Annotated in this window: 24 protein-coding genes; 13 read left to right on the top strand and 11 right to left on the bottom strand. The window is 61.6% G+C overall.

The genetic code is table 11. The features are described 5' to 3' along the window. Positions 1 to 97 precede the first annotated feature (97 nt). From ABIE40_RS18300 to ccmA, 5 genes are all read right to left on the bottom strand, one after another. On the bottom strand, positions 98 to 703 hold the full coding sequence (locus tag ABIE40_RS18300) for a DsbE family thiol:disulfide interchange protein (RefSeq protein WP_199627905.1): 606 nt from the start codon (positions 701 to 703) through the stop codon (positions 98 to 100). Continuing rightward, entirely contained in the window at positions 700 to 867 is a 168-nt protein-coding gene (ccmD, locus tag ABIE40_RS18295; RefSeq protein ID WP_112718381.1) for a heme exporter protein CcmD, read from the bottom strand. Before ccmD ends, ABIE40_RS18300 begins: the two co-directional genes overlap by 4 nt. Before the next feature lie 3 nt (positions 868 to 870). Then, positions 871 to 1632: a heme ABC transporter permease gene (locus tag ABIE40_RS18290; protein ID WP_199627904.1), complete on the bottom strand. Its 762-nt coding sequence runs from the start codon at positions 1630 to 1632 to the stop codon at positions 871 to 873. A gap of 58 nt (positions 1633 to 1690) precedes the next feature. Beyond that, positions 1691 to 2350, bottom strand: coding sequence for a heme exporter protein CcmB (ccmB, locus tag ABIE40_RS18285; RefSeq protein ID WP_199627903.1), 660 nt, complete (start codon positions 2348 to 2350; stop codon positions 1691 to 1693). A 190-nt stretch (positions 2351 to 2540) separates the two neighbouring features. Continuing rightward, positions 2541 to 3188 (bottom strand): heme ABC exporter ATP-binding protein CcmA, encoded by a 648-nt coding sequence (gene ccmA, locus ABIE40_RS18280; RefSeq protein WP_199627902.1) that lies wholly within the window; start codon positions 3186 to 3188, stop codon positions 2541 to 2543. Between the two features lie 261 nt (positions 3189 to 3449). On the opposite strand from ccmA, the gene acnA reads away from it, so the two are divergent. The 3 genes from acnA (at position 3450) to ABIE40_RS18265 (ending at position 7778) form a co-directional block, all read left to right on the top strand. Further along, a complete protein-coding gene (gene acnA / locus ABIE40_RS18275) occupies positions 3450 to 6140 on the top strand; it encodes an aconitate hydratase AcnA (RefSeq protein WP_112718389.1) in 2691 nt (896 codons plus the stop codon). A 217-nt stretch (positions 6141 to 6357) separates the two neighbouring features. Beyond that, the gene (locus ABIE40_RS18270; protein ID WP_112718391.1) at positions 6358 to 7098 is read left to right on the top strand and encodes a DUF1223 domain-containing protein; all 741 of its coding nucleotides are present in this window, start codon (positions 6358 to 6360) and stop codon (positions 7096 to 7098) included. Positions 7099 to 7376: 278 nt separating this feature from the next. Further along, complete coding sequence (locus ABIE40_RS18265; protein ID WP_112718393.1) at positions 7377 to 7778, top strand: DUF2794 domain-containing protein; 402 nt, start codon at positions 7377 to 7379, stop codon at positions 7776 to 7778. A gap of 4 nt (positions 7779 to 7782) precedes the next feature. Here the strand turns inward: ABIE40_RS18265 and ABIE40_RS18260 are convergent, their stop codons facing one another. Further along, positions 7783 to 8340, bottom strand: a complete 558-nt coding sequence (locus ABIE40_RS18260) for a GNAT family N-acetyltransferase (RefSeq protein WP_199627901.1) — start codon at positions 8338 to 8340, stop codon at positions 7783 to 7785. A gap of 267 nt (positions 8341 to 8607) precedes the next feature. On the opposite strand from ABIE40_RS18260, the gene ABIE40_RS18255 reads away from it, so the two are divergent. Further along, complete coding sequence (locus ABIE40_RS18255; RefSeq protein WP_207225207.1) at positions 8608 to 8844, top strand: hypothetical protein; 237 nt, start codon at positions 8608 to 8610, stop codon at positions 8842 to 8844. A gap of 167 nt (positions 8845 to 9011) precedes the next feature. Here ABIE40_RS18255 and ABIE40_RS18250 read toward each other — a convergent pair whose 3' ends face one another. The 3 genes from ABIE40_RS18250 to ABIE40_RS18240 form a co-directional block, all read right to left on the bottom strand. Then, complete coding sequence (locus ABIE40_RS18250; RefSeq protein WP_112718395.1) at positions 9012 to 9740, bottom strand: Bax inhibitor-1/YccA family protein; 729 nt, start codon at positions 9738 to 9740, stop codon at positions 9012 to 9014. A 181-nt stretch (positions 9741 to 9921) separates the two neighbouring features. Next, positions 9922 to 12465 (bottom strand): ABC transporter permease, encoded by a 2544-nt coding sequence (locus ABIE40_RS18245; RefSeq protein ID WP_199627899.1) that lies wholly within the window; start codon positions 12463 to 12465, stop codon positions 9922 to 9924. Beyond that, positions 12462 to 13169: an ABC transporter ATP-binding protein gene (locus ABIE40_RS18240; RefSeq protein ID WP_199627898.1), complete on the bottom strand. Its 708-nt coding sequence runs from the start codon at positions 13167 to 13169 to the stop codon at positions 12462 to 12464. The genes ABIE40_RS18245 and ABIE40_RS18240 overlap by 4 nt, the downstream gene beginning before the upstream one ends. A 53-nt stretch (positions 13170 to 13222) precedes the next feature. On the opposite strand from ABIE40_RS18240, the gene ABIE40_RS18235 reads away from it, so the two are divergent. Together ABIE40_RS18235 and thpR are read left to right on the top strand one after the other, a co-directional pair. After that, entirely contained in the window at positions 13223 to 13867 is a 645-nt protein-coding gene (locus ABIE40_RS18235; RefSeq protein WP_199627897.1) for an arylesterase, read from the top strand. A gap of 68 nt (positions 13868 to 13935) precedes the next feature. Next, the gene (gene thpR / locus ABIE40_RS18230) at positions 13936 to 14517 is read left to right on the top strand and encodes an RNA 2',3'-cyclic phosphodiesterase (protein WP_130283220.1); all 582 of its coding nucleotides are present in this window, start codon (positions 13936 to 13938) and stop codon (positions 14515 to 14517) included. On the opposite strand, the gene ABIE40_RS18225 is transcribed toward thpR, so the two are convergent. Continuing rightward, positions 14436 to 14936: a low molecular weight protein-tyrosine-phosphatase gene (locus ABIE40_RS18225; RefSeq protein WP_199627896.1), complete on the bottom strand. Its 501-nt coding sequence runs from the start codon at positions 14934 to 14936 to the stop codon at positions 14436 to 14438. The two genes, thpR and ABIE40_RS18225, sit on opposite strands and share 82 nt — an antisense overlap. Positions 14937 to 14974: 38 nt before the next feature. Here ABIE40_RS18225 and ABIE40_RS18220 point away from each other — a divergent pair, with 38 nt between their 5' ends. Together ABIE40_RS18220 and ABIE40_RS18215 are read left to right on the top strand one after the other, a co-directional pair. Next, the gene (locus ABIE40_RS18220; protein ID WP_130283224.1) at positions 14975 to 15283 is read left to right on the top strand and encodes a 4a-hydroxytetrahydrobiopterin dehydratase; all 309 of its coding nucleotides are present in this window, start codon (positions 14975 to 14977) and stop codon (positions 15281 to 15283) included. A gap of 50 nt (positions 15284 to 15333) precedes the next feature. Further along, complete coding sequence (locus ABIE40_RS18215) at positions 15334 to 15723, top strand: YkvA family protein (RefSeq protein WP_130283226.1); 390 nt, start codon at positions 15334 to 15336, stop codon at positions 15721 to 15723. 11 nt (positions 15724 to 15734) lie between these two features. On the opposite strand, the gene ABIE40_RS18210 is transcribed toward ABIE40_RS18215, so the two are convergent. Continuing rightward, on the bottom strand, positions 15735 to 16295 hold the full coding sequence (locus tag ABIE40_RS18210; protein ID WP_112718411.1) for a sigma-70 family RNA polymerase sigma factor: 561 nt from the start codon (positions 16293 to 16295) through the stop codon (positions 15735 to 15737). 336 nt (positions 16296 to 16631) lie between these two features. Between ABIE40_RS18210 and ABIE40_RS18205 the strand changes: the two genes are divergently transcribed. The 5 genes from ABIE40_RS18205 (at position 16632) to ABIE40_RS18185 (ending at position 21435) form a co-directional block, all read left to right on the top strand. Further along, the gene (locus ABIE40_RS18205) at positions 16632 to 17150 is read left to right on the top strand and encodes an invasion associated locus B family protein (RefSeq protein WP_112385816.1); all 519 of its coding nucleotides are present in this window, start codon (positions 16632 to 16634) and stop codon (positions 17148 to 17150) included. 228 nt (positions 17151 to 17378) lie between these two features. Continuing rightward, on the top strand, positions 17379 to 18608 hold the full coding sequence (gene rlmN / locus ABIE40_RS18200) for a dual-specificity RNA methyltransferase RlmN (protein WP_199627895.1): 1230 nt from the start codon (positions 17379 to 17381) through the stop codon (positions 18606 to 18608). 91 nt (positions 18609 to 18699) lie between these two features. Continuing rightward, positions 18700 to 19653 (top strand): ABC transporter substrate-binding protein, encoded by a 954-nt coding sequence (locus ABIE40_RS18195; RefSeq protein WP_199627894.1) that lies wholly within the window; start codon positions 18700 to 18702, stop codon positions 19651 to 19653. A gap of 109 nt (positions 19654 to 19762) precedes the next feature. Next, complete coding sequence (locus ABIE40_RS18190) at positions 19763 to 20644, top strand: ABC transporter permease (protein ID WP_199627893.1); 882 nt, start codon at positions 19763 to 19765, stop codon at positions 20642 to 20644. After that, positions 20641 to 21435: an ABC transporter ATP-binding protein gene (locus ABIE40_RS18185; protein WP_199627892.1), complete on the top strand. Its 795-nt coding sequence runs from the start codon at positions 20641 to 20643 to the stop codon at positions 21433 to 21435. Before ABIE40_RS18190 ends, ABIE40_RS18185 begins: the two co-directional genes overlap by 4 nt. Positions 21436 to 21521: the final 86 nt, after the last annotated feature.

The following is a 21521-nucleotide window of genomic DNA, read 5'->3' as shown; positions in this document are numbered from 1 at the left end:
CGACCTTTCTGTCCCTTCTCCCCTAGGGGAGAAGGTGGCCCGATAGGGCCGGATGAGGGGGCCGCACGGCAAAGCATCAGTCATATGATGCAACGTTTTAGGACGCCGGCTTCCCCAGCACTTTCTCCATCGCCGGGAAGAGCCCTTCCTTCATGCTGATCTCGTCGAAGGGGCCGACGCGCTTGTAGATGATCGTTCCATCGGGGGCGACGAGATAGCTTTCCGGAACGCCGTAGACGCCCCAGTCGATCGCGGCCTTGCCGTTCGGATCGACGCCGATTGCCTTGAACGGGTTGCCGAGCTCGTTCAGGAACTGCAGCGCGTTCTCGGTCTTGTCTTTGTAGTTGATGGCAACGATGTTCAGCCTGCCGTCGGCGGCGAGCTGCTTCAGGATCGGATGTTCCTGCCGGCAGGGGATGCACCAGGAGGCGAAGACGTTGACGAGCGTGAGCTTGCCCTTGACCGCAGCGTCCGTCAGGGCCGGAAGGTTGGAGCCTTCAAGCGGCGCCAGATTCAGCGACGGCGCCCTGGTGCCGAGCAGCGCCGAGGGGATTTCCGAGATATCCTTGCCGTGGAAATCCTGGTCGTAGAGCATCTTGGCCGCAGTCGCAGCGATGCCGCCGAAGACGAGGAGCGGGATCAGGGCGACGGCATAGCGGCTGAGGCCACGCGCCTTGGTCTCTTGCGTCTCGGGCGCGCTCATTCGCCATCCTTCTTTCGGGCCGAGCGGCGGCGGATGCCGGAGGCTTCGAGGGCAGCAAGCTCCTTCTGGCGGGCGCGGCCATCGGCCCAGATCCAAAGAGTGACGGCAACCGTCACGAAAGCTGCGAAGCCATAGGCGCTGTAGACGTAGAAAGCATGCGTCATCGATCAGTCCTCGCGGCTTGCCATGCGGGCGGCAAGGCGGCGCTGAGCGGCGACGCGGCGGCGCCAGATCTCGTTGCGCATCGCCATGATGTGCAGCGTGAAGAACAGCAGCGTGAAGCCGACAGCCATGATGAGCAGCGGACGCAGGAATTCGGGATCGATCGTCGGGCCGTCGAGGCGCATCACGCTTGCAGGCTGATGCAGCGTGTTCCACCATTCGACTGAGAATTTGATGATCGGGATGTTGACGAAGCCGACGAGGATCAGGACGGCGACGACGCGGGCGGCCTTGGAGGGATCGTCGATGGCGCGATTGAGGGCGATCAGGCCGAGATACATCAGGAACAGCACGAAAACCGACGTCAGGCGCGCATCCCAGACCCACCAGGTGCCCCACATCGGCTTGCCCCAGAGCGAGCCAGTGACGAGAGCGAGAAGCGTGAAGGCGGCGCCGAGCGGCGCGGCGGCCTTGGCGGACACATCGGCCAGCGGATGGCGCCAGACCAGCGTGCCGATCGCCGAGATGCTCATGACCGTGTAGCACATCATCGCCAGCCAGGCCGCGGGCACATGGATATACATGATGCGGACAGTCTCGCCCTGCTGGTAGTCGCCTTCGGTCGCGAAGCTCAGATAGAGCCCCACGGCGAGACAGAGGGCGGTGATGCCTGCCATCCAGGGAATGACACGGCTCGCGAGCGCCAGAAACCGGGTCGGGTTTGCAAGGTCGCTGAATTTGCTGATGGCCAGGCTGGTTTCGCTCATGAGCGGTTCTTTACCTTGAACGCGGTTCTCCCGCAATTGATGCCGGTCAACAGGGCGATCAATCCGACGTGTTTCTGAGCGCAAGCGCCGCCGCTGCCGGGCCGATGACGGCGAAGAACAGCGTCAGGGCGATGAGCACGAGGAAGGGCGGCATGAACGGTGCGGGGTCCTCGACGGCTGCATAACTGGCGCTGACGCCGAAGATCAGCACCGGGATTGTCAGCGGCAGGACGAGGATCGAGACGAGCAGGCCGCCGCGCGGCAGAGCGACGGCAACCGCTGCGCCGACCGCGCCGATGAAGGTGATCGCGGGCGAACCGACCAGCAGCGTCAGCATCGTGGCGCCGATCGCCGTCTCGCTCATGTTCATGAAGAGCCCGAGCAGCGGCGAGGCGATCACGAGCGGCAGGCTGGTCGCCGTCCAGTGCGCCAGGCATTTCATGAAGACCGTGAGCACCAGCGGCGTTTCCTGCATCAGCAGGATATCAAGCGATCCGTCGTCGCGCTCTGCCTGGAACAGGCGGTCGAGGCCGAGAAGGGCGGAAAGCAGCGCGCCGATCCAGACGATCGCCGGGCCGATGCGGGAGAGAAGATTGAGATCGGGGCCGACGCCGAAGGGGATGACGGCGACGACGGTGAGGAAGAACAGGACGCCGATCAGCGCGCCGCCGCCGGAGCGGATGGAGAGTTTGAGGTCTCGGAGGAGGAGGGCTTTCATGGGGTTCGGCCCTCTATGAATGAAAACCCCTCCCCAACCCCTCCCCACAGGGGGGAGGGACTTAGCCCGCTGCCCTCGTAGTGGAAAATGGCCAACATCTGCTTGGGGGATCGCAGACGCTGCGTGGAGCCCTTCCCTCTTGTGGGGAGCGGTTGGGGAGGGGCCTTTGATGCAGCGGAAAATGAATATTTCATCCCCATACCCCCTGATCCACACCTGCAAATCCCGTCATCCGCAATTCCCTGGCATTCTCCAACCCCAGCGGCTGATGCGTCGCCGCCAGCACGATGCCGCCCTTTCTCTGATGCGCGCCGATCAACTCCGCAAACAGCTTGTCGGCGCTGGCGTCGAGCGCCGCCGTCGGCTCGTCGAGGATCCAGATCGGGCGGTAGGCGACGAGCAGCTTGGCGAAGGCGAAGCGGCGCTGCTGGCCGGCCGAGAGATAGCCGAAGGGAAGGTGGGCAATGCCGGAGAGGCCGACGGCGTCGGCGGCATCGGCGATCGACATGCCGGAGACGCCGAGAATGTCGCCCAGGAAGTCCTGCCAAAAGGCGAGATTTTCCTCGACCGTGAGCTCGTTTTTCATCGCGTTCCGGTGGCCGAGATAATGGCTGGCTTCGCTGGCGCGATGCTCGTCCGAACCGTGCGAATCAGTGAAGCGCACGGCACCCTTTTCGGGGCGCAGAAGACCGGCGACGACACGCAGTAAAGTGGACTTTCCTGATCCATTTTTACCAGTCAAAACCAGTGCTTCGCCGCTTTCGAGGTGGAAGGACACGTCCTCGAAAATCAGGTCTTCGCCCCGGCGCGCAGCGAGTTTTTCGGCAGTCAGGTGCACGGCATTTCCGTTGTTTAAGATTTTAGTCATTGCGTCGCAAAAAATGTCCGAAATGGGCCACGCACTATCTGGCACCCTTCTTAGAAATTATCTATAAGACCCGCAACCACGCCAGCGGTCGGCGTGAACTTCATCCTTGCGCCGAACATGGAATATTCTTTCCACGTGCGGACAGCGGAAATGGCCGTACCCGCATCCTGATGTGCATTAAGTGCATAGGCGTTCGCACGACTGTGTTGGCTATCAGAAACGGGGTATCTCGTGTCTAAATCTCTTGACAGCTTCAATTGTCGCTCCACCCTCACCGTCAACGGTAAGGACTACGTCTATTACAGCCTTCCGAAGGCTGAGGCGAATGGCCTGGCTGGCGTATCGAAGCTTCCCTATTCGATGAAGGTCCTGCTCGAAAACCTGCTGCGCTTCGAAGACGGCCAGTCGGTTACGAAGGAGCACATCCAGGCTGTTGCCGAATGGCTCGTCAACAAGGGCTCGGTCGAAAACGAAATCGCATACCGCCCGGCTCGCGTGCTGATGCAGGACTTCACCGGCGTTCCGGCTGTCGTCGATCTGGCCGCAATGCGCGATGCGATGGTTTCGCTCGGTGGCGACCCCGAGAAGATCAACCCGCTGGTTCCCGTCGATCTGGTCATCGACCACTCCGTCATCGTCGATGAATTCGGCACGCCGCAGGCTTTCGCCAAGAACGTCGAGCTGGAATACCAGCGCAACGGCGAGCGCTACCGCTTCCTGAAGTGGGGCCAGCAGGCATTCCAGAACTTCCGCGTCGTTCCTCCGGGCACCGGCATCTGTCACCAGGTCAACCTCGAATATCTCGGCCAGACCGTCTGGACGAAGGAAGAGGACGGCGAGACGATCGCCTATCCGGATACCTGCGTCGGCACCGACTCGCATACCACGATGATCAACGGTCTTGGCGTACTCGGCTGGGGCGTTGGCGGTATCGAAGCCGAAGCTGCGATGCTCGGTCAGCCGGTTTCCATGCTGCTGCCTGAAGTCATCGGCTTCAAGCTGACCGGCAAGCTCAAGGAAGGCGTCACCGCGACCGACCTCGTGCTCATGGTCGTTCAGATGCTGCGCAAGAAGGGCGTCGTTTCGAAGTTCGTCGAATTCTTCGGCTCGGGCCTCGACAACATGCCGCTCGCCGACCGCGCCACCATCGGCAACATGGGTCCGGAATACGGCGCGACCTGCGGCTTCTTCCCGGTCGATGGCGAAACCGTCAACTACCTCAACATGTCGGGCCGCACCAAGGACCGTATCGCGCTCGTCGAAGCCTATTCCAAGGCTCAGGGCATGTGGCGTGAAGGCGACGGTTCCGACCTCGTATTCACCGATACGCTCGAACTCGACCTCGGCGACGTCGTGCCTGCCATGGCCGGCCCGAAGCGTCCGGAAGGCCGTATCCCGCTCGAGAACATCGCGTCCGGCTTCGCCGGCTCGCTCGAAGGCGAATACAAGAAGCCCGGCCAGCTTTCGAACCGCTATGCGGTTGAAGGCACCGACTTCGATCTCGGCCATGGCGACGTTGCCATCGCTGCCATCACCTCCTGCACCAACACGTCCAACCCGTCGGTTCTGATCGCTGCCGGCCTTCTCGCCCGCAACGCCGTTGCCAAGGGCCTGAAGACCAAGCCGTGGGTCAAGACCTCGCTGGCTCCGGGATCGCAGGTCGTCGGCGAATACCTCGCCAAGTCCGGCCTGCAGGCCGATCTCGACAAGCTCGGCTTCAACCTCGTCGGCTTCGGCTGCACGACCTGCATCGGTAACTCCGGCCCACTGCCGGCGCCGATCTCGAAGACGATCAACGACAAGGGCCTGATTGTCTCGGGCGTTCTCTCGGGCAACCGTAACTTCGAAGGCCGTATCTCGCCGGACGTTCAGGCGAATTACCTCGCCTCCCCGCCGCTCGTCGTCGCCTACGCGCTTGCCGGTACGGTCCAGAAGGACCTGACCAAGGAGCCGATCGGCGAAGACCAGAACGGCAACCCTGTCTACCTCAAGGACATCTGGCCGACCTCGCACGAAGTGCAGGAATTCATCCAGAAGTACGTCACGCGCGAACTCTATGAGTCCAAGTATGCCGACGTCTTCAAGGGCGATGAAAACTGGCAGGCCGTTCAGGTTCCTCCGGGCCAGACCTACGCCTGGGACGACCAGTCGACCTACGTTCAGAACCCGCCTTACTTCGTTGGCATGGGCAAGACCGGTAGCGGCATTTCCGATATCAAGGGTGCTCGCGTCCTCGGTCTCTTCGGCGACAAGATCACCACCGACCACATTTCCCCGGCCGGTTCGATCAAGGCGGCTTCGCCGGCTGGTGCATATCTCACCGGTCACGGCGTCGGCGTTGCCGACTTCAACCAGTACGGCACGCGCCGCGGCAACCATGAAGTCATGATGCGCGGCACCTTCGCCAACATCCGTATCCGCAACCACATGCTGGGCGCGAACGGCAAGGAAGGCGGCTTCACGATCCACTATCCGTCGAAGGAAGAGGAATCGATCTACGACGCGGCCATGCAGTACAAGGCCGAGGGCGTTCCGCTCGTCATCTTCGCCGGTGTCGAATACGGCAACGGCTCTTCGCGTGACTGGGCTGCAAAGGGCACCAACCTGCTCGGCGTCAAGGCTGTCGTCGCGCAGAGCTTCGAGCGTATTCACCGCTCGAACCTGGTCGGCATGGGCGTCATCCCCTTCGTCTTCGAAGAGGGCACGACCTGGCAGAGCCTCGGCCTGAAGGGCGACGAAATCGTCACCATCGAAGGTCTCGAGAACATCAAGCCGCGTGAGAAGAAGATTGCCAAGATCACCTACGGCGACGGCACCGTGAAGGAAGTTCCGCTTCTGTCGCGCGTCGACACGCTGGATGAGGTCATCTACCTCAACAACGGCGGCATCCTGCAGACGGTTCTGCGTGATCTCGCTGCTTAATTCTTAAGACAAGCGCATGATAATCGCCGCCGGGGAGCAATCTCCGGCGGTTTTTCTTTGCGGGACGGGGCTCACGGCGATGTGTTCCGGCTGCGATGGCGGGTGGGCCTGTCTCACCCGTTCGTTACTTCCCGTTTTGAGCCGGAAGGATTATCTCTACGGTCGTAATCGGGGCCTGCGGTATCGGTCCGCCGCATGTTCTGGAAAAGAGGTTGCAATGTCGCCGCGTTTTTTGATTTCGATGATTGCCGGTCTGGTGCTCGCGGCACCGCTTCATGCCGAAGACGGCAAGCCGAAGGGCGTCGTCGAACTCTTTACCTCACAGGGCTGCGGCTCCTGTCCGCCGGCTGATGCGGCATTCCGCAAGATCGTCGGCCAGGGCGATGTCATCGCGCTCGCTTATCATGTCGATTACTGGAACTATCTCGGCTGGACCGACACGCTGAGCTCCAAGCAGAATACCGACCGGCAGTATGGCTACGCCCGGATGCTCGGCCGCAGCAACGTCTATACGCCGCAGGTGGTGGTCAATGGCCGCGACCATATGGCGGGATCCGACATCTCGGCGATCAACGGCAAGATCAATGGCTTCTCCACGGAGGGCAAGGGTCTGTCCGTGCCCGTCGATGCGCAGATGCGCGGTGACGAGCTGGAGATCAAGATCGGCGCCGGGCAGGGCAAGGCCAGCGTCGTCATGGTCTATTTCGACAAGGAAAAGACCATCGACGTCGAAAAGGGCGAGAATAGCGGCCAGAAGATTTCCTACATCAACAGCGTCAGCGACATTGAAACCGTGGGCATGTGGGACGGAAAGGCAACAAGCCTGACCTTACCTGCAACGGTGCTTCAGAAGGCCGACCTCGAGGGCTGTGCAATTCTGCTGCAGGCTGCTACGGCTGATGGTGACCCGGCCGCGATCCTGGGCGCAACCGTCATCATGGCGGGCAAGAATATCTGAGGGTTTCATCTGCTGCGGCAGATGGAAAACGGGGCGGCCCGGCTGATCGTATTCGGGGCTGGGGTTAAGGTCGATACGCTCAGCCGGGCCCTTTGGCGCGCTGGCGCCAAATCGGTGAGCGGAACTTCCCCTGCAAATGAGGCGCTGTTTTGACTGAATTGCGGCGCTCAGGAGATTGCATAGCATATGATTAATGTGATGACTGGCCGCACTTGCAATTTGGCGCGGCTCGGGCAAACTGTCACTCTCCTGTCACAAGCGGAGGCACAGGGAGACTGATGACAGATCAGCCGGATTTGCGGCATGGCGATCACCGTTCCGCCGACAATAGTTCCTCAGTCGTCGTCGATCTTAAAGAATACAAGCAGAGCAAGGATCCGTTGCCGGTGACGTTTCACCGGCGAGAGCTGGATGCAATCCTGTGGATTTACGGCCGCATGGTCGGCGAGGGCGAGTGGAAAGACTACGCAATCGACCACATGAAGGACAAGGCGGTGTTCTCCGTCTTCAAGCGCTCCGGCGAAATGCCCCTCTTCACCATCGAGAAAGATCCCAAGCTTGCCAACAAGCAGGGCGCCTATTCCGTGGTGAATACCAACGGCATGATCCTGAAGCGTGGCCACGAGCTGCAGCAGGTCCTGAAGGTCTTCGACAAGGTGCTGAAGCTCGTCGACAAATAGGCGCTCAGCCCTTGTAGAGGCTGCCTGGATAAGCAGAGAGATCCGGGTCTGTATCCTTGCCCTCGCCGAGCACACGCTGCATCAGCATCGTATCCAGCCAGCGGCCGTGCTTGTAGCCGGTGCCCTTCAGCAGACCGGTTTCCTCGAAACCCGATGAACGATGCAGCGCGATCGAGGCTGGATGGGCGCCGCCGATGACGGCCACCATTTGCCGGAAGCCGAGCGCGGTGCAGCGTGATATCAGTTCCGCCAGCAGCGCCTTGCCGACGCCCTTTCCACGGGCGGCGGGGGCAAGATAGATCGAATCCTCGACCATCCATCTATAGGCCGGCCGCGTGCGAAACGCCGACGCATAGGCATAGCCCAGAAGCTCGCCGTTTTCGTCAACGGCGGCAATATAGGGGTAGCCCTGGCCGATTATGGCGGAGAGGCGGGTTGCCATCTCCTGGCGCTCCGGCGGTGCTATCTCGTAGCTGGCGACGCCCGACAGTACGGATTCACGGTAGATCGCGGTGATGGCGTCGAGGTCGGAGGTGGAGATATCGCGGAGGTTAACGGTCATTCGGCGGCCGATGTCTGGAGTGTGGTTCAGGCTGAAAACCATTCGCCGCGAGATTTGGCAACAGGAAAAGCGAATGGGGTATCGGGGCCGGTGCATTCAGACTGATCATGCTTGCGGCCGTTGTTGCCGTCGTTCCGCTGGTTTTGGCACGGCGTAGGGTGACATCGAGCCCGGCAGCAGAGCCAGCGAGTTGACCGAAGCCGCCGGAGCTTCTAGAGAACGGCATTCGCTGAACGGGCCCGTTGCCTCAGGCGGCACAGTCGCCGCATGCGTCAGCCATGGAGAAACGCGATTATCAAGATCCTGGTTTTGCTGCATGCCGCCGTCGGCATCGATTGGCAGTCTCCTCCCGAGGGCACCAGCCTGAAGACCTTGAACGAGGCCGAGGAGAAGGGCTTTATCGAGATTCGCGGAGAATTCCAGAAGCGGCAATTCCGTCTGACGAAGCGCGGCTCCGACCATGTTGCGCTCGATCGGCGGCGTCTGGCGGCGCGCAAGCTCTGAGACAAAGGGCCGGCTTTCGTATGCCGGCTGCATGTCGATCGTCATGATGCGCCACGCGAAGCGCCGCATCCTCATTCCGCAAAATAAAACCGCCCGCAACATCTCTGCTGCAGGCGGCTTGTGTCTTTGATCCGGTCGAGGTTACCCTCGCCGGCACTCGTTCCGTGTTACTTGCGGTTACCCATGAACTGCAGAAGGAACATGAACAGGTTGATGAAGTCGAGGTAGAGCGTCAGAGCGCCCATGATCGCCTTGCGGCCCATGACTTCAGCACCGTCTGCTTCGTAGTACAGTTCCTTGATGCGCTGCGTATCGTAGGCGGTGAGGCCTGCGAAGATCAGCACGCCGATCACCGAGATCGCGAACTGGAGGGCAGACGAGCCCAGGAAGATGTTCACGATCGACGCGATGATGAGGCCGAAGAGACCCATGATCAGGAACGAGCCCATGGCCGAGAGATCACGCTTGGTCGTGTAGCCGTAGAGCGACAGGGCGCCAAACGAAGCGGCGGTCACGAAGAAGGTCTGCGTGATGCTCGACTGCGTGTAGACCAGGAAGATCGACGAGAGCGACAGGCCGACCAGCGCGGCATAGACCCAGAAGGTCGTCTGCGCGGCGGCAACGCTCATGCGGTTAATCCGGAAGCTCAGGAAGAAGACCGCAGCCAACGGAGCAAGGATCACGACCCAGCGAAGCGGCGACTGGAAAAGCAGTACGCCGAACTGCGTCAGCTGATTGTCCTGGACCGCGAAATTGAAGCCGAGATAGGCCGCAACACCCGTGATCGCCAGACCCAGCGCCATCAGGTTGTAGACCTTGAGCATATAGGAGCGCAGCCCCTGGTCGATCATCTCGCCAGTCTGTGCCCGGCTTTGGTAGTTACGAAGGTCAGCCATTGTTTCCTCTATACAAGCTCCGATGTGAATACGGTGTCGGGCTTTACGACCCGGGCGCCGCTGCGGAGCTCCAGCATGCCTGCAGACAATATGAGGCTTTCGCCCCTAGCAAACAAGGCCCTTGCAACCAGCGGCGGGGTTAAATCGCCGTAAGGTGAAGCTATTTCGTCAAACGCTCATTCTAGAGCTCGCGCAGAACGGGTGCTGCCTTCTGGCCGAGAATGCGCCAGGTGCCGATCAAGCCGATGCCGACGGTCAGTACCAGTGCCGTGACCAGCGTCAGCCCGGCGACATCCGGCAGGAAGGCCGAGGGCAGCTTCATGATGCGGCTGACGACGAACCAGGCGGCCGTTCCGCCGGCAAGCAGCGCGAAGATCGCGGTCGCGACACCGAGGATGAGATATTCGTAGCTGAAGGCGCGGATCAGCATGGAGCGCGTCGCGCCGAGCGTCTTCAGGACGACGGCATCGTGCGTGCGCGCCCTGTTTCCGGCGGCGAGGGCGCCTGCGAGCACGAGGATCGAGGCGATCAGTGCGACGGAGGCTGCGGCGCGGATGGCGGTCGCAAGCTGGCCGACCAGCTCGTTGACGATATCGAGCGCGTCCTTCACGCGGACGCTGGTGATCGTCGGATAGGTGTTGGTGACGGTCTTCAGGAGCGCCGCTTCCTCTGCCGGTGTGGCGGACGGATCGGTCAGTGTGGCGAGCCAGGCATGCGGGGCGCCGCGGAAGGTGTTGGGCGAGAAGACCATCACGAAGTTGATCGACAGCGACTCCCATTCGACCTTGCGCAGGTTGGCGATGCGCGCGGTGATGTTGCGGCCCAGCACGTTGACGGTGACGGTATCGCCGATCTTGAGGCCGAGCTCTCCCGCCTCTTCGGCGGAGAAGGAGACCTGCGGTTCGCCGCTGTAATCCTTCGGCCACCAGCTGCCTTCGGTCAGCGAGGCATTCTCCGGCATGTTTTCGGAGTAGGTGATGCCGCGGTCACCGCGCAGCACCCATTGGCCGGCGGGCGGAACCTTGCGCTTGGTGACATCCTCGCCGTTGAAGGCAAGGATGCGGCCACGCAGCATCGGCACTTCGACGAGCTTGCCCTCCGGCGCCTGCTGCTTGACGAGATTGCGGAAGTCTTCGACCTGGGCGCTCTGGATATCGACGAAGAAGAAGTTCGGCGCTCCTTCGGCCATCTGTCCGGTCAGCTGCTGGCGCAGATTGCCGTCAATCAACGTCAGTGTGACCAAGAGAGCGAGGCCGAGGCCGAGCGAGAGGACGACCGAGGGGGTCAGGGCGCCGGGGCGGTGGATATTGCCGATTGCGAGGCGCAGCGCCGGGGAATTGACGCGCGGACTGCGCTTCGCAAGCCAGGCGATGACAGCCGCGACGACGCGCAGAATGACGAAGGCGAAGATGATGGCGCCGACGAAGACGACGGCGATGAAGCGGTCATAGGCGGTGACGATCGCCAGGCCCGCGAGCGCGGCCATGAAGAGGGCGGCGAGCAGGATATAGGGCCAGGAGGGGAGCTTGCGGGCTTCGAAGCCTTGCTCGCGGAACAGCGCCGTTGCCGGAACCTCGCGGGCATGGCCGAGCGGCAGGATGGCGAAGGCGAGCGTCGTCAGGATGCCGAAGAGCGTGGCGAGCAGCAAGGCGCCCGGGTAGAGCGCCGGCTCGGTGGAGACGGGCAGGAACTGCGCCAGGAACTGCGCTGCGATGACGGGCGATATGGCGCCCAGGACGAGGCCGATCAGGATGCCGGCGAAGGCGATGATGGCGATCTGGAAGAGATAGATCAGCACGACGACCGAGGCAGGTGCACCCAGGCACTTGAACGTGGCGATTGTCGTGCGCTTGGAATCGAGGAAAGCACGCACCGCATTGGCAACGCCGACACCGCCGACGATCAGCGCGGTCAGACCGACCAGCGTCAGGAACTGTGAGAAGCGGGTGATGTTTTCAGTGAGCGAGGGGGCTGCACGGTCGCTGGTGCGGATCGACCAGCCGGCCGAGGGAAACTCCTTGGCGGCGCGATCGCGGACGGTGCCGATTTCTCCGGGATCATCGAGCTTGATCTTGTAGGCATGCTCGACAAGGCTGCCGGTCTGGATCAGGCCGGATGCCTGCAGCGCCTCGCGGCTGACGATCAGGCGCGGGGCAAAGCCGAAGCCTTCGGAAAGCGCATCCGGTTCGGTCTTCACGGTGCCTGTTATGTTGAGCGTGGCATTGCCGAGCAGGATTTCGTCACCGATCGACAGCCCGAGACGCTCAAGTAGCAGCGGGGCGGCGACGGCGCCGTAGGTGCCGCTCTGGGTGGAGAGCAGCGCGGCAAGCGGATAGTCCGGTTCGGACTGGAAGGTGCCGTAGAGCGGATAAGCATCGTCGACAGCCTTGACCTCGACCAGCGCCTGATCCGAGCCATCGGGCTTTCGGGCCATCGAGCGCAAGCCGGTCGAGGTCGAGACCTTGCCGAAGCCGCGCAGGAAATTCATCTCGTCCTGCGTCGCCTCACGATTGTTGAGCTCGAAGCGCACGTCGCCGGCCAGCAGTTCCTGTCCCTGCGAGGCGATCGTATCTGTAATCGAGGTCGAGACCGAATTGACGGCGGCAATGGCGCCGGTGCCGAGCGCGATACAGGCGAGGAATATGTAGAAGCCTCTGAGACCGCCGCGCAGCTCGCGAAGCGCAAGGCGGAAGGCGAGCGACGCGCGCGGGGTGATCAGCGTCATGCGATGGCTGCCGCGGACTGGCGAACGGCACTGTCGCCTTCGATCTTGCCGGAGCGCACGCGGATCTGCCGCGAGCAGCGGTTGGCGAGCGCATTGTCGTGGGTGACGAGCAGCAGCGTCATGCCGCGCTCGGTCTGTTTGGAGAACAGCAGGTCGGCGATCTGGCGGCCGGTATCGGCATCGAGATTGCCGGTCGGTTCGTCGGCGATCAGCAGGGCAGGCGAGGGGGCGAGAGCGCGGGCAATGGCGACACGCTGCTGCTCGCCGCCGGAGAGCTGGCCCGGATAGTGGTTGAGGCGTTCGCCGAGGCCGACGGAGCGGAGCTCGCGCTGGGCGATCTCGAAGGGGTTCGGGACATTGGCGAGTTCGAGGGGAACGGCGACGTTTTCGAGCGCCGTCATGTTGGCGATCAGATGAAAAGACTGGAAGACGATGCCGATATTGCGGCCGCGGAAATCGGCGACCTGATCCTCGCTCATCGCGTGGAGCGGCGTTTCGTTGATGTGGATCTCACCGCTATCGAGCCGTTCAAGGCCAGCCAGCACCATCAGCAGCGTCGACTTGCCGGATCCGGAGGGGCCGACGATGCCGACCGATTCGCCGGCGGCGATCGTCAGGTCGATGCCCTTCAGCACATGCACGGATGCGGCGGCATTGCCCAAGGTCAAATCCGCGTGCTTCAGCTCGATGATGGTTTTTGCCAAAGAAAATAGCCCTATATAAATCTCAAAGACTTCGACAATTTAGGGAAAGCAGAATGAGATTTAAAGTTGGCCTGCTTCACATCGCTGTCATTGCAGGCTCTCTGCTCGCAAGTTCCATGGCTCAGGCCGCGACGCTCAATCTCGTCGGCTTCGGCGACAGTCTGATGGCGGGCTACCAGCTGCCGCCCGGCGACGGCTTTCCGGAAAAGCTGCAGGCGGCGCTGAAGGCCAAGGGCGAAGACGTTGCGATCACCAATGCAGGGGTCTCCGGCGACACGTCGACGGGCGGGTTGGCGCGAATCGACTGGTCGGTGCCCGACGGCACGAATGGTGTGATTCTCGAACTCGGCGCCAATGATGCGCTGCGGGGCATTCCGCCCGAAGAAACCGAGAAGAACCTCGACGCCATGATTATCCGGCTAAAGGAGCGGGGCATTCCGGTGCTGCTTGCCGGCATGATAGCGCCGCCGAACATGGGCGCGGACTATGCCGCGCGCTTCAATCCGATCTACGAGAAACTGGCGCAAAAACATCAGGTTCCGCTCTACGCCTTCTTTCTCGACGGCGTCGTCATGGATGCCAGCCTGAAGCTGGAGGACGGCATGCACCCCAATTCGAAGGGTGTAGATGTCATGGTCCAGAAGATGGAGCCGGCTGTCACAAATTTCATCCGGACGATTTCTACTGTGAAGAAATAGGGGCTTGCGCGGCTCACCAATGCGTGATTCCGTGTTAGCACCTGCAAAAGATTCGGGGAGTGCTCGTTATGCCGAGACTATTTACCGCCCTCGAAATTCCGCGCAATGCGGCGATGAGCCTCTCTTTGCTGCGCGGTGGTCTTCCCGGTGCCAGATGGATCGATGTGGAGAATTACCACATCACGCTTCGCTTCATAGGCGATGTCGATGGCCGCACGGCAGACGAGATCGTCGACCGGCTCGATCGGATCGACAGGCCCGAATTCCAGATCAGGCTTGATGGCATCGGGGCCTTTGGTTCCAAGAAGCCGCATTCGGTCTGGGCCGGTGTCACGCCATCGCCGGAGATGTACGCGCTTCAGGCCGAAATCGAACGGATCTGCCAGCGCATCGGCCTGCCGCCGGATCCCCGCAAGTTTACCCCGCATGTCACGCTCGCCCGCCTCAAGTCGTCGCGGGTTGACGATGTGGTGCACTACCTCTCGGGCCGCGGCAATTTCCAGACCTCGGCCTTCACCGTACCCCGCTTCGTACTGCTGTCATCGCGGGAATCGGTCGGCGGCGGTCCTTACCTGACCGAAGAAGTGTTCCCGCTCCACGAAGCGCTTTCGGCGCCGAGCATGCCTGCGAGCTTCATGCAGCCCGTGTGAAGCCTGACATAGACCGCTTCGAAACCTTCCGGGCCGCCGTAATAGGGGTCCGGAATGTCTTCGCCGGTGCCGAGCGCGATGTCTCCGAACAGGTGGATGTTTCCGGCATCCGGCGCCTTGCGCCTCAGCTCCGCCACGTTGCTGCGATCCATTGCGACAATCAGGTCGAATGCTGCAAAATCCGACGAGCGGATGCGGCGCGCACTCTGACCGGTAATGTCGATGCCATGGCTTCTCGCCGTTGCGATCGAGCGAGGGTCGGGCTGATCGCCTTCATGCCAGCCGCCGATGCCGGCTGAATCGATCGAGACGATTTCGGCAAGCCCGCTTTCGGCCGCGACATGGCGAAAGATACCTTCCGCAAGTGGCGACCGGCAGATATTGCCCATGCAAACAAACAGGATGCTGACGCGTTTCATGAAAAGCCTGTTCTGAAAAACGATGGGAGAACCATGACATGAAGATGGAGAAACTGGAACGCCGGGCGATCGACGAGCAGCTTGCTGGTGTGAGCGGCTGGGCGCTTGCCGATGACGGACAATCGATCTCGAAGACTTTCAAGTTCGCGAGCTTTGTCGAAGCTTTCGGCTTCATGACGAAGGCGGCACTGACGGCGGAGAAGCTCAACCACCATCCGGAATGGTTCAACGTCTATTCCAAGGTGGAGGTGAAACTGAACACGCATGATGCGGGCGGACTTACCGAGCTGGACTTCAAGCTCGCCAAGGCGATGGACAAGGCGGCGGGTTTGAACACGAACAATTGAATCGGCGTGTTCAATCCCCATATCAGCGCATGCCTTTTGAGGAGATCGGAATGGACGACGTCAAATACGGTGAGATCCTGCTGCCCGGCGATGAAGAAACCCAGAGCCGCCGGGAGAAAGCCGTGCGCAAGAAGTTCTGGCCGACCTTCAAGCGTGCCGTCCGGCAGATCCCGTTCTCGCGCGACGTCGTTGCCGCTTTCTACTGCGCGCTCGACCCGCAGACGCCGACGCGCGTGCGCGGCATCCTGCTTGCCGCGCTCGCCTATTTCGTCCTGCCCTTCGACCTGATTCCCGATGTCTTCGCGGTCATCGGCTTTTCCGACGACGTCGCCGTCTTGTCGGCGGCCTTTGCCATGGTCAGCGGCCATATGAAGCCGAAGCATTACGAGGCAGCTGATCGGGCGCTTGCGGACCAACCCGAGGGCATGAAGACGATCTAGGCCGATCGTCCCTAGGCCGTCTGCGCCTCCAGAACCTTCTTGAGCTTGCCGAAGGCGAGCCTAATGCGCGACTTCACCGTGCCGAGCGGCAGCCCCGTGGCCTCGGCGATCTCCGAATGCGACTGCCCCAGGAAGAAGGCTGCCTTCAGCATTTCGCGCTGTTCTTCCGGCAATTGGCTGACGGCGGCGCGCACATGCGCATCGCGGTCATCGTTGGCAACGGCCTCGTCGGCGCCGATCTCGGCGGGCGGCTGCAGCGTCGGATCGTCCTCGTCGAGAACCCGCGCACGGGCGCGGCGCTGCAGATCGATGCGGCGGTTTCTGGCGATGCGGAAGAGCCAGGTCGAGAGCGACGAGCGCGCGGGATCATAGAGATCGGCCTTGTGCCAGAGCACGATCATCACTTCCTGAACCAGCTCTTCGGCTTCGGTTGCAGGCATGCGCTGACGTAGCAGCCAGGATTTCAGCCTCGGCGCGAAATAATCGAACAGGACGGAGAAGGCCTGCTGATCGCGCCGTTCTGCGACTGCTTTTGCGAGGGCAGCGAAACGCTGTTTTTCCTCAGCATCCATGTCCGGTTACGGGCCCCCTGGCTCAGGCAATTCTTCGACGGATTTCCAATACCTTAATGAGGTACAACGGATTTTCGAAAGGTCAAACTCTTGCCTGAATCTTTATGTCTTAAATTGCCCTCGAAGGGATGACGCCCCGTCATCAATGCAAGGACATCACACAGGCATCCGCACCAAGCCGAACGTTGACACTCGGGCCTAAATGACACAGGTGGAGACATATCACGGTCTCCGTTGACGCTTTGGTAACCTGAATTAAGTCAAAATAAAGCAGATCGTGACGAAAGCGCAGCCCGCTCGAACGGGCGCTGAATCGCAAGAACCGGCAGGAAATCAATGTTTGTAAAAAGTATCGCACCCGCTCTCGCTCTCGTTCTCATCACGGCCGGAGTCGCAGGAGCACAGCAGGGCGGAGCTTCGGCGCCGACCCGCATCCAGCAGTTCCAGGCTTGGGGCGCCTATTCCTACAAGCAGGGTAACAGCACCGTTTGCTACGTCTTGTCCGTTCCGACGACGAAGCAGCCCGCGAGCGTCGATCACGGCGACAACTTCTTCATCGTTTCCCAGCGTCCGGGCCAGAACATCTCCTACGAGCCGCAGGCGATGATGGGCTACACGGTCAAGGAAAACTCCAAGATCAACGTTGTCATCGACAACAAGACCTTCGTCATGTTCACCAAGGACAAGGCTGGCTGGGTCGAGAATGCCGCTCAGGAGCCGGCGCTGGTCGCCGCCATGAAGGGCGGGCACTCGATGACGGTTACCGCCGTTTCGCGCAAGGGCACCGGTACCTCCTACGCCTATTCGCTGTCGGGCATCTCGGCGGCGCTGAAGCAGATCGAAAGCTGCAAGTAAGCTTCTCCGCTTCCTCTCAGAATTCAAAGGCCGGCCTTGCGCCGGCCTTTGCCGTTTCCATCTATAGTGACGTGCGGGGAAAATGATGATAAAGCCCGGCGCAACAGCGGAACGAATGCGGCCTTGATCGCAGCTCCGCATTCAACTTTCTGCGAACTGCCGATGCCGCCCGCCAAGTCTTCCGGCTTTCCGGGACGCGTCCAGTTTTGATTTCGGGATCGAAGAACTATGTCCGTCATGGATGCTATGGCCGTTACCAAGCCGCAGGCGCCGCGCGCTCCGATCGGCGATGAGAAGCCCTCGCTGATCGGCCTTTCGCGCGAGCAGATGGCCGAGGCGCTGCGCGAAAAGGGCGTGCCGGAAAAGCAGATCAAGATGCGCGTCAGCCAGTTGTGGAACTGGATCTATGTGCGCGGCGTCTCCGATTTCGATCACATGGCGAATATCTCCAAGGATATGCGCGAGACGCTGAAGCAGCATTTCACCATCGCGCGCCCGGAGATCGTCGAAGAGCAGGTTTCGAACGACGGCACCCGCAAGTGGCTGCTGCGCTTCCCGGCGCGCGGTGCTGGCCGCCCGGTCGAGATCGAAGCCGTCTATATCCCCGAAGAGGGCCGCGGCACGCTCTGCATTTCCAGCCAGGTCGGCTGCACGCTCACCTGTTCCTTCTGTCACACCGGCACGCAGCGCCTGGTGCGCAACCTGACGGCAGAAGAGATCCTGTCGCAGCTGCTGCTGGCGCGTGACCGGCTGGGCGACTTCCCGGACCGCGAAGCGCCGCAGGGCACGATCATGCCGGCCGAGGGCCGCAAGGTCTCCAACATCGTGATGATGGGCATGGGCGAGCCGCTCTACAATTTCGATGCCGTCAAGCAGGCGCTGCTGATCGCCACCGATGGCGACGGCCTGTCGCTCTCCAAGCGCCGTGTCACGCTCTCGACCTCGGGTGTCGTGCCTGAGATCTTCCGCACGGGCGATGAGATCGGCGTCATGCTGGCGATCTCGCTGCATGCGGTGCGCGACGACCTGCGTGACATCCTCGTGCCGATCAACAAGAAGTATCCGCTGAAGGAACTGATCGACGCCTGCCGGAAATATCCGGGTCTGTCGAATGCCCGCCGCATCACCTTCGAATATGTGATGCTGAAGGACGTCAACGACAGCCTGGAGGATGCCAAGGGGCTGATCCAGCTTCTGAAGGGCGTGCCGGCGAAGATCAACCTGATCCCGTTCAATCCGTGGCCGGGCACGAACTACCAGTGCTCCGACTGGGCGCAGATCGAGAAATTCGCCGATTTCATCAATTCGGCCGGCTATGCCTCGCCGATCCGCACGCCGCGCGGCCGCGACATTCTCGCCGCCTGCGGTCAGCTGAAGTCCGAATCCGAGCGTATGCGCAAGACCGAGCGTCTCGCCTTCGAGGCGATGATGATCGCCAATCACGGCGCGGACGACTGATCAGCAAGTTTGATCCTTGTAACAGTTCTTTGCGATTGATCGGGCGCTTCTCTTTTTCTAGAAGCGCCTTGATCATTTGATGGAGGACAAAATGCGTTCGATCTTGCTCGCCGTTGCGGCGACCCTTGCCCTTACCCTGCCTGCCAAGGCTGCAGACGTGACTGTTGCCGTGACGGCGATCGTCGAACATCCGGCGCTCGATGCCGTGCGCAAGGGCGTTCAGGACACGCTGGCTGCCGCCGGCTACAAGGAAGGCGAGAACCTCAAGTTCCTCTTCGAATCCGCGCAGGGCAACCCGGCAACGGCCGCGCAGATCGCCCGCCAGTTCGCTGGTGAGGATCCGAGCGTCATCGTTCCGATCTCCACGCCGTCGGCTCAGGCCGTGGTTTCCGCGACGCGCGACATTCCCGTCGTCTTCACCGCCGTTTCCGATCCGCTCGGCGCACAGCTGGTCAAAAACATGGACAAGCCCGGCGGCAACGTCACCGGCCTCTCGGACATGTCGCCGGTTGCCGAGCATATCGCGCTCATCAAGGAAATCCTGCCGAACGTGAAGTCGATCGGCTATCTCTACAATTCGGGCGAAGCCAATTCCGTTTCGCTGCTCGCCGTTCTGAAGACGGAAGCCGAGAAGGCCGGTCTGACGGTCGTCGAGTCGGCCGCGACCAAGTCTGCCGAAGTTCAGGGTGCCGCCCGTGCGCTCGTCGGCCGTGCCGACGTCATCTACGTGCCGACCGACAACACGATCATCTCGGCTCTCGAAGGCGCGGTTGCCGTTGCCGAAGAAGCGAAGCTGCCGCTCTTCACCGCCGACACGGACTCCGTCAATCGCGGCTCGATCGCAGCCCTCGGCTTCAACTACTACGACGTCGGCAAGCAGACCGGCGATATCGTCGTTCGCATCCTGAAGGGTGAGGACCCCGGCGATATCGCGGTGAAGGTTGCTGCCGGCAGCGATCTTGTCGTCAACAAGAAGGCTGCTGAAAAGATGGGCGTGACGCTGCCGGAAAGCGTACTGAAGCGCGCCAACCGCGTCGTCGAATAACGCTTATTCCACGCATCTGATATTGCGTTAAGCCGCCCCTGTTTCTAAACGGGGGCGGTTTGATATTTTAAGACCCGAGGAAACACGGGCATAAAGAAAGGCGGGGGCCTTGAGTCAGATTGCATTTTGGGGAGCCGTGGAGCTCGGGCTGGTCTATGCCTTCGTCGCTCTCGGCGTCTATCTCGCGTTCCGCGTTCTCGATTTCCCGGACCTGACGGTCGATGGTTCCTTTCCGCTCGGCGCTGCCGTCACGGCCGTGCTGATCACCGCCGGCGTCAATCCCTGGCTTGCCGCACTGGTCGCGATGATTGCGGGTTCGGCCGCCGGCATGGTGACGGCGCTGCTCAACGTCCGTTTCAAGATCCTCAATCTGCTCGCCTCGATCCTGACGATGATCGCGCTGTTCTCGGTCAACCTGCGCGTCATGGGCAAGCCGAATGTCGCGCTGATCAACGCCGATACGATGATCAGCCCGTTCTTCGGCCATGGACTTCGCGATTTCTACGTCCGTCCGCTCTTCGTCGGCGTGCTTGTCATCGTCGCCGTCATCGTCGTCTGGCGCTTCCTTGAGAGTGATGCAGGTCTCGCGATGCGCGCAACGGGCGCCAATACCCGCATGGCCCGCGCCCAGGGCGTCGATACCAATCGGCAGATCTACCTCGGCATGGCGATTTCCAATGCGCTTGTCGCCTTTGGCGGTGCGCTGTTTGCGCAGACCAACGGCTTCGCTGATGTCACCTCCGGTGTCGGCACCATCGTTGTCGGCCTTGCGGCCGTCATCATCGGCGAGACGCTGCTCGGACGGCGCGGTCTGCTGATCGCGCTGATCGGCTGTGTGCTCGGCTCGATCCTCTATCGCATCGCCATCCAGCTGGCGCTGTCGACCGATTTCATCGGCCTGCAGGCTTCGGACCTCAATTTCGTGACGGCGGTTCTCGTGACCTTCGCGCTCATCCTTCCTCGTCTTCGCCGCGGAGGAGCCGCATCGTGATCAGCGTCAAAGATATCAGGGTCGTCTTCGGTAAGGGGACGCCGCTCGAAAAGAAGGCGCTGAACGGCGTCAACCTGACGATCGAGCAGGGCTCGTTCGTCACGGTCATCGGCTCCAACGGCGCCGGCAAGTCGACGCTGCTCGGCGTGCTCGCCGGCGATGTGCTGGCGAGCGAAGGCAAAGTGATGATCGGTACCACGGATGTGACGCGCAAACAGACGGCGGCGCGCGCCGGTCTCGTTGCCCGCGTCTTCCAGGATCCGCTGACTGGCAGCTGCGGCTCGCTTTCGATTGAAGAGAACCTCGCGCTTGCCGCCCGTCGCGGTGAACGCCGCGGTCTCGTTGCAGCACTTGGTCCGCGTCGCCGCGAAAATTTTCGGGAGCGCATCAGCGAGCTCAATCTCGGGCTCGAGAACCGCATGGCCGACCGCATGGACCTGCTTTCGGGCGGCCAGCGGCAGGCTGTCTCGCTCGTCATGGCGACGCTTGCCGGTTCCGAGGTGCTGTTGCTCGACGAGCATACGGCAGCGCTCGACCCCGGCATGGCGGAATTCGTCATGGGGCTGACCGACAAGATCGTCTCCGAGCGCAAGCTGACGACGCTGATGGTGACGCATTCGATGCGCCAGGCGCTCGACTACGGCCATCGCACGATCATGCTGCATGGCGGCGAGATCGTGCTGGATGTCAGCGGCGACAGCCGCAAGGATCTCCAGGTCGAGGACCTGATCGCGATGTTCCGCAAGATGCGCGGCCAGACGCTCGACGATGATGCGCTGCTGATCGGCTGATCGCGGCGTCAGTGTCTTCCGAGAAATATTTCTGCGGCGATGTCGATCCGCTTGCATCGCGTTCGTTATCCGTCACCATCGCAATG

This window comes from Rhizobium sp. OAE497 (assembly GCF_040546565.1).
In the GTDB taxonomy this organism is placed as follows: Bacteria; Pseudomonadota; Alphaproteobacteria; order Rhizobiales; family Rhizobiaceae; genus Rhizobium.
This window is presented reverse-complemented; position numbering and strand designations above follow the sequence as displayed.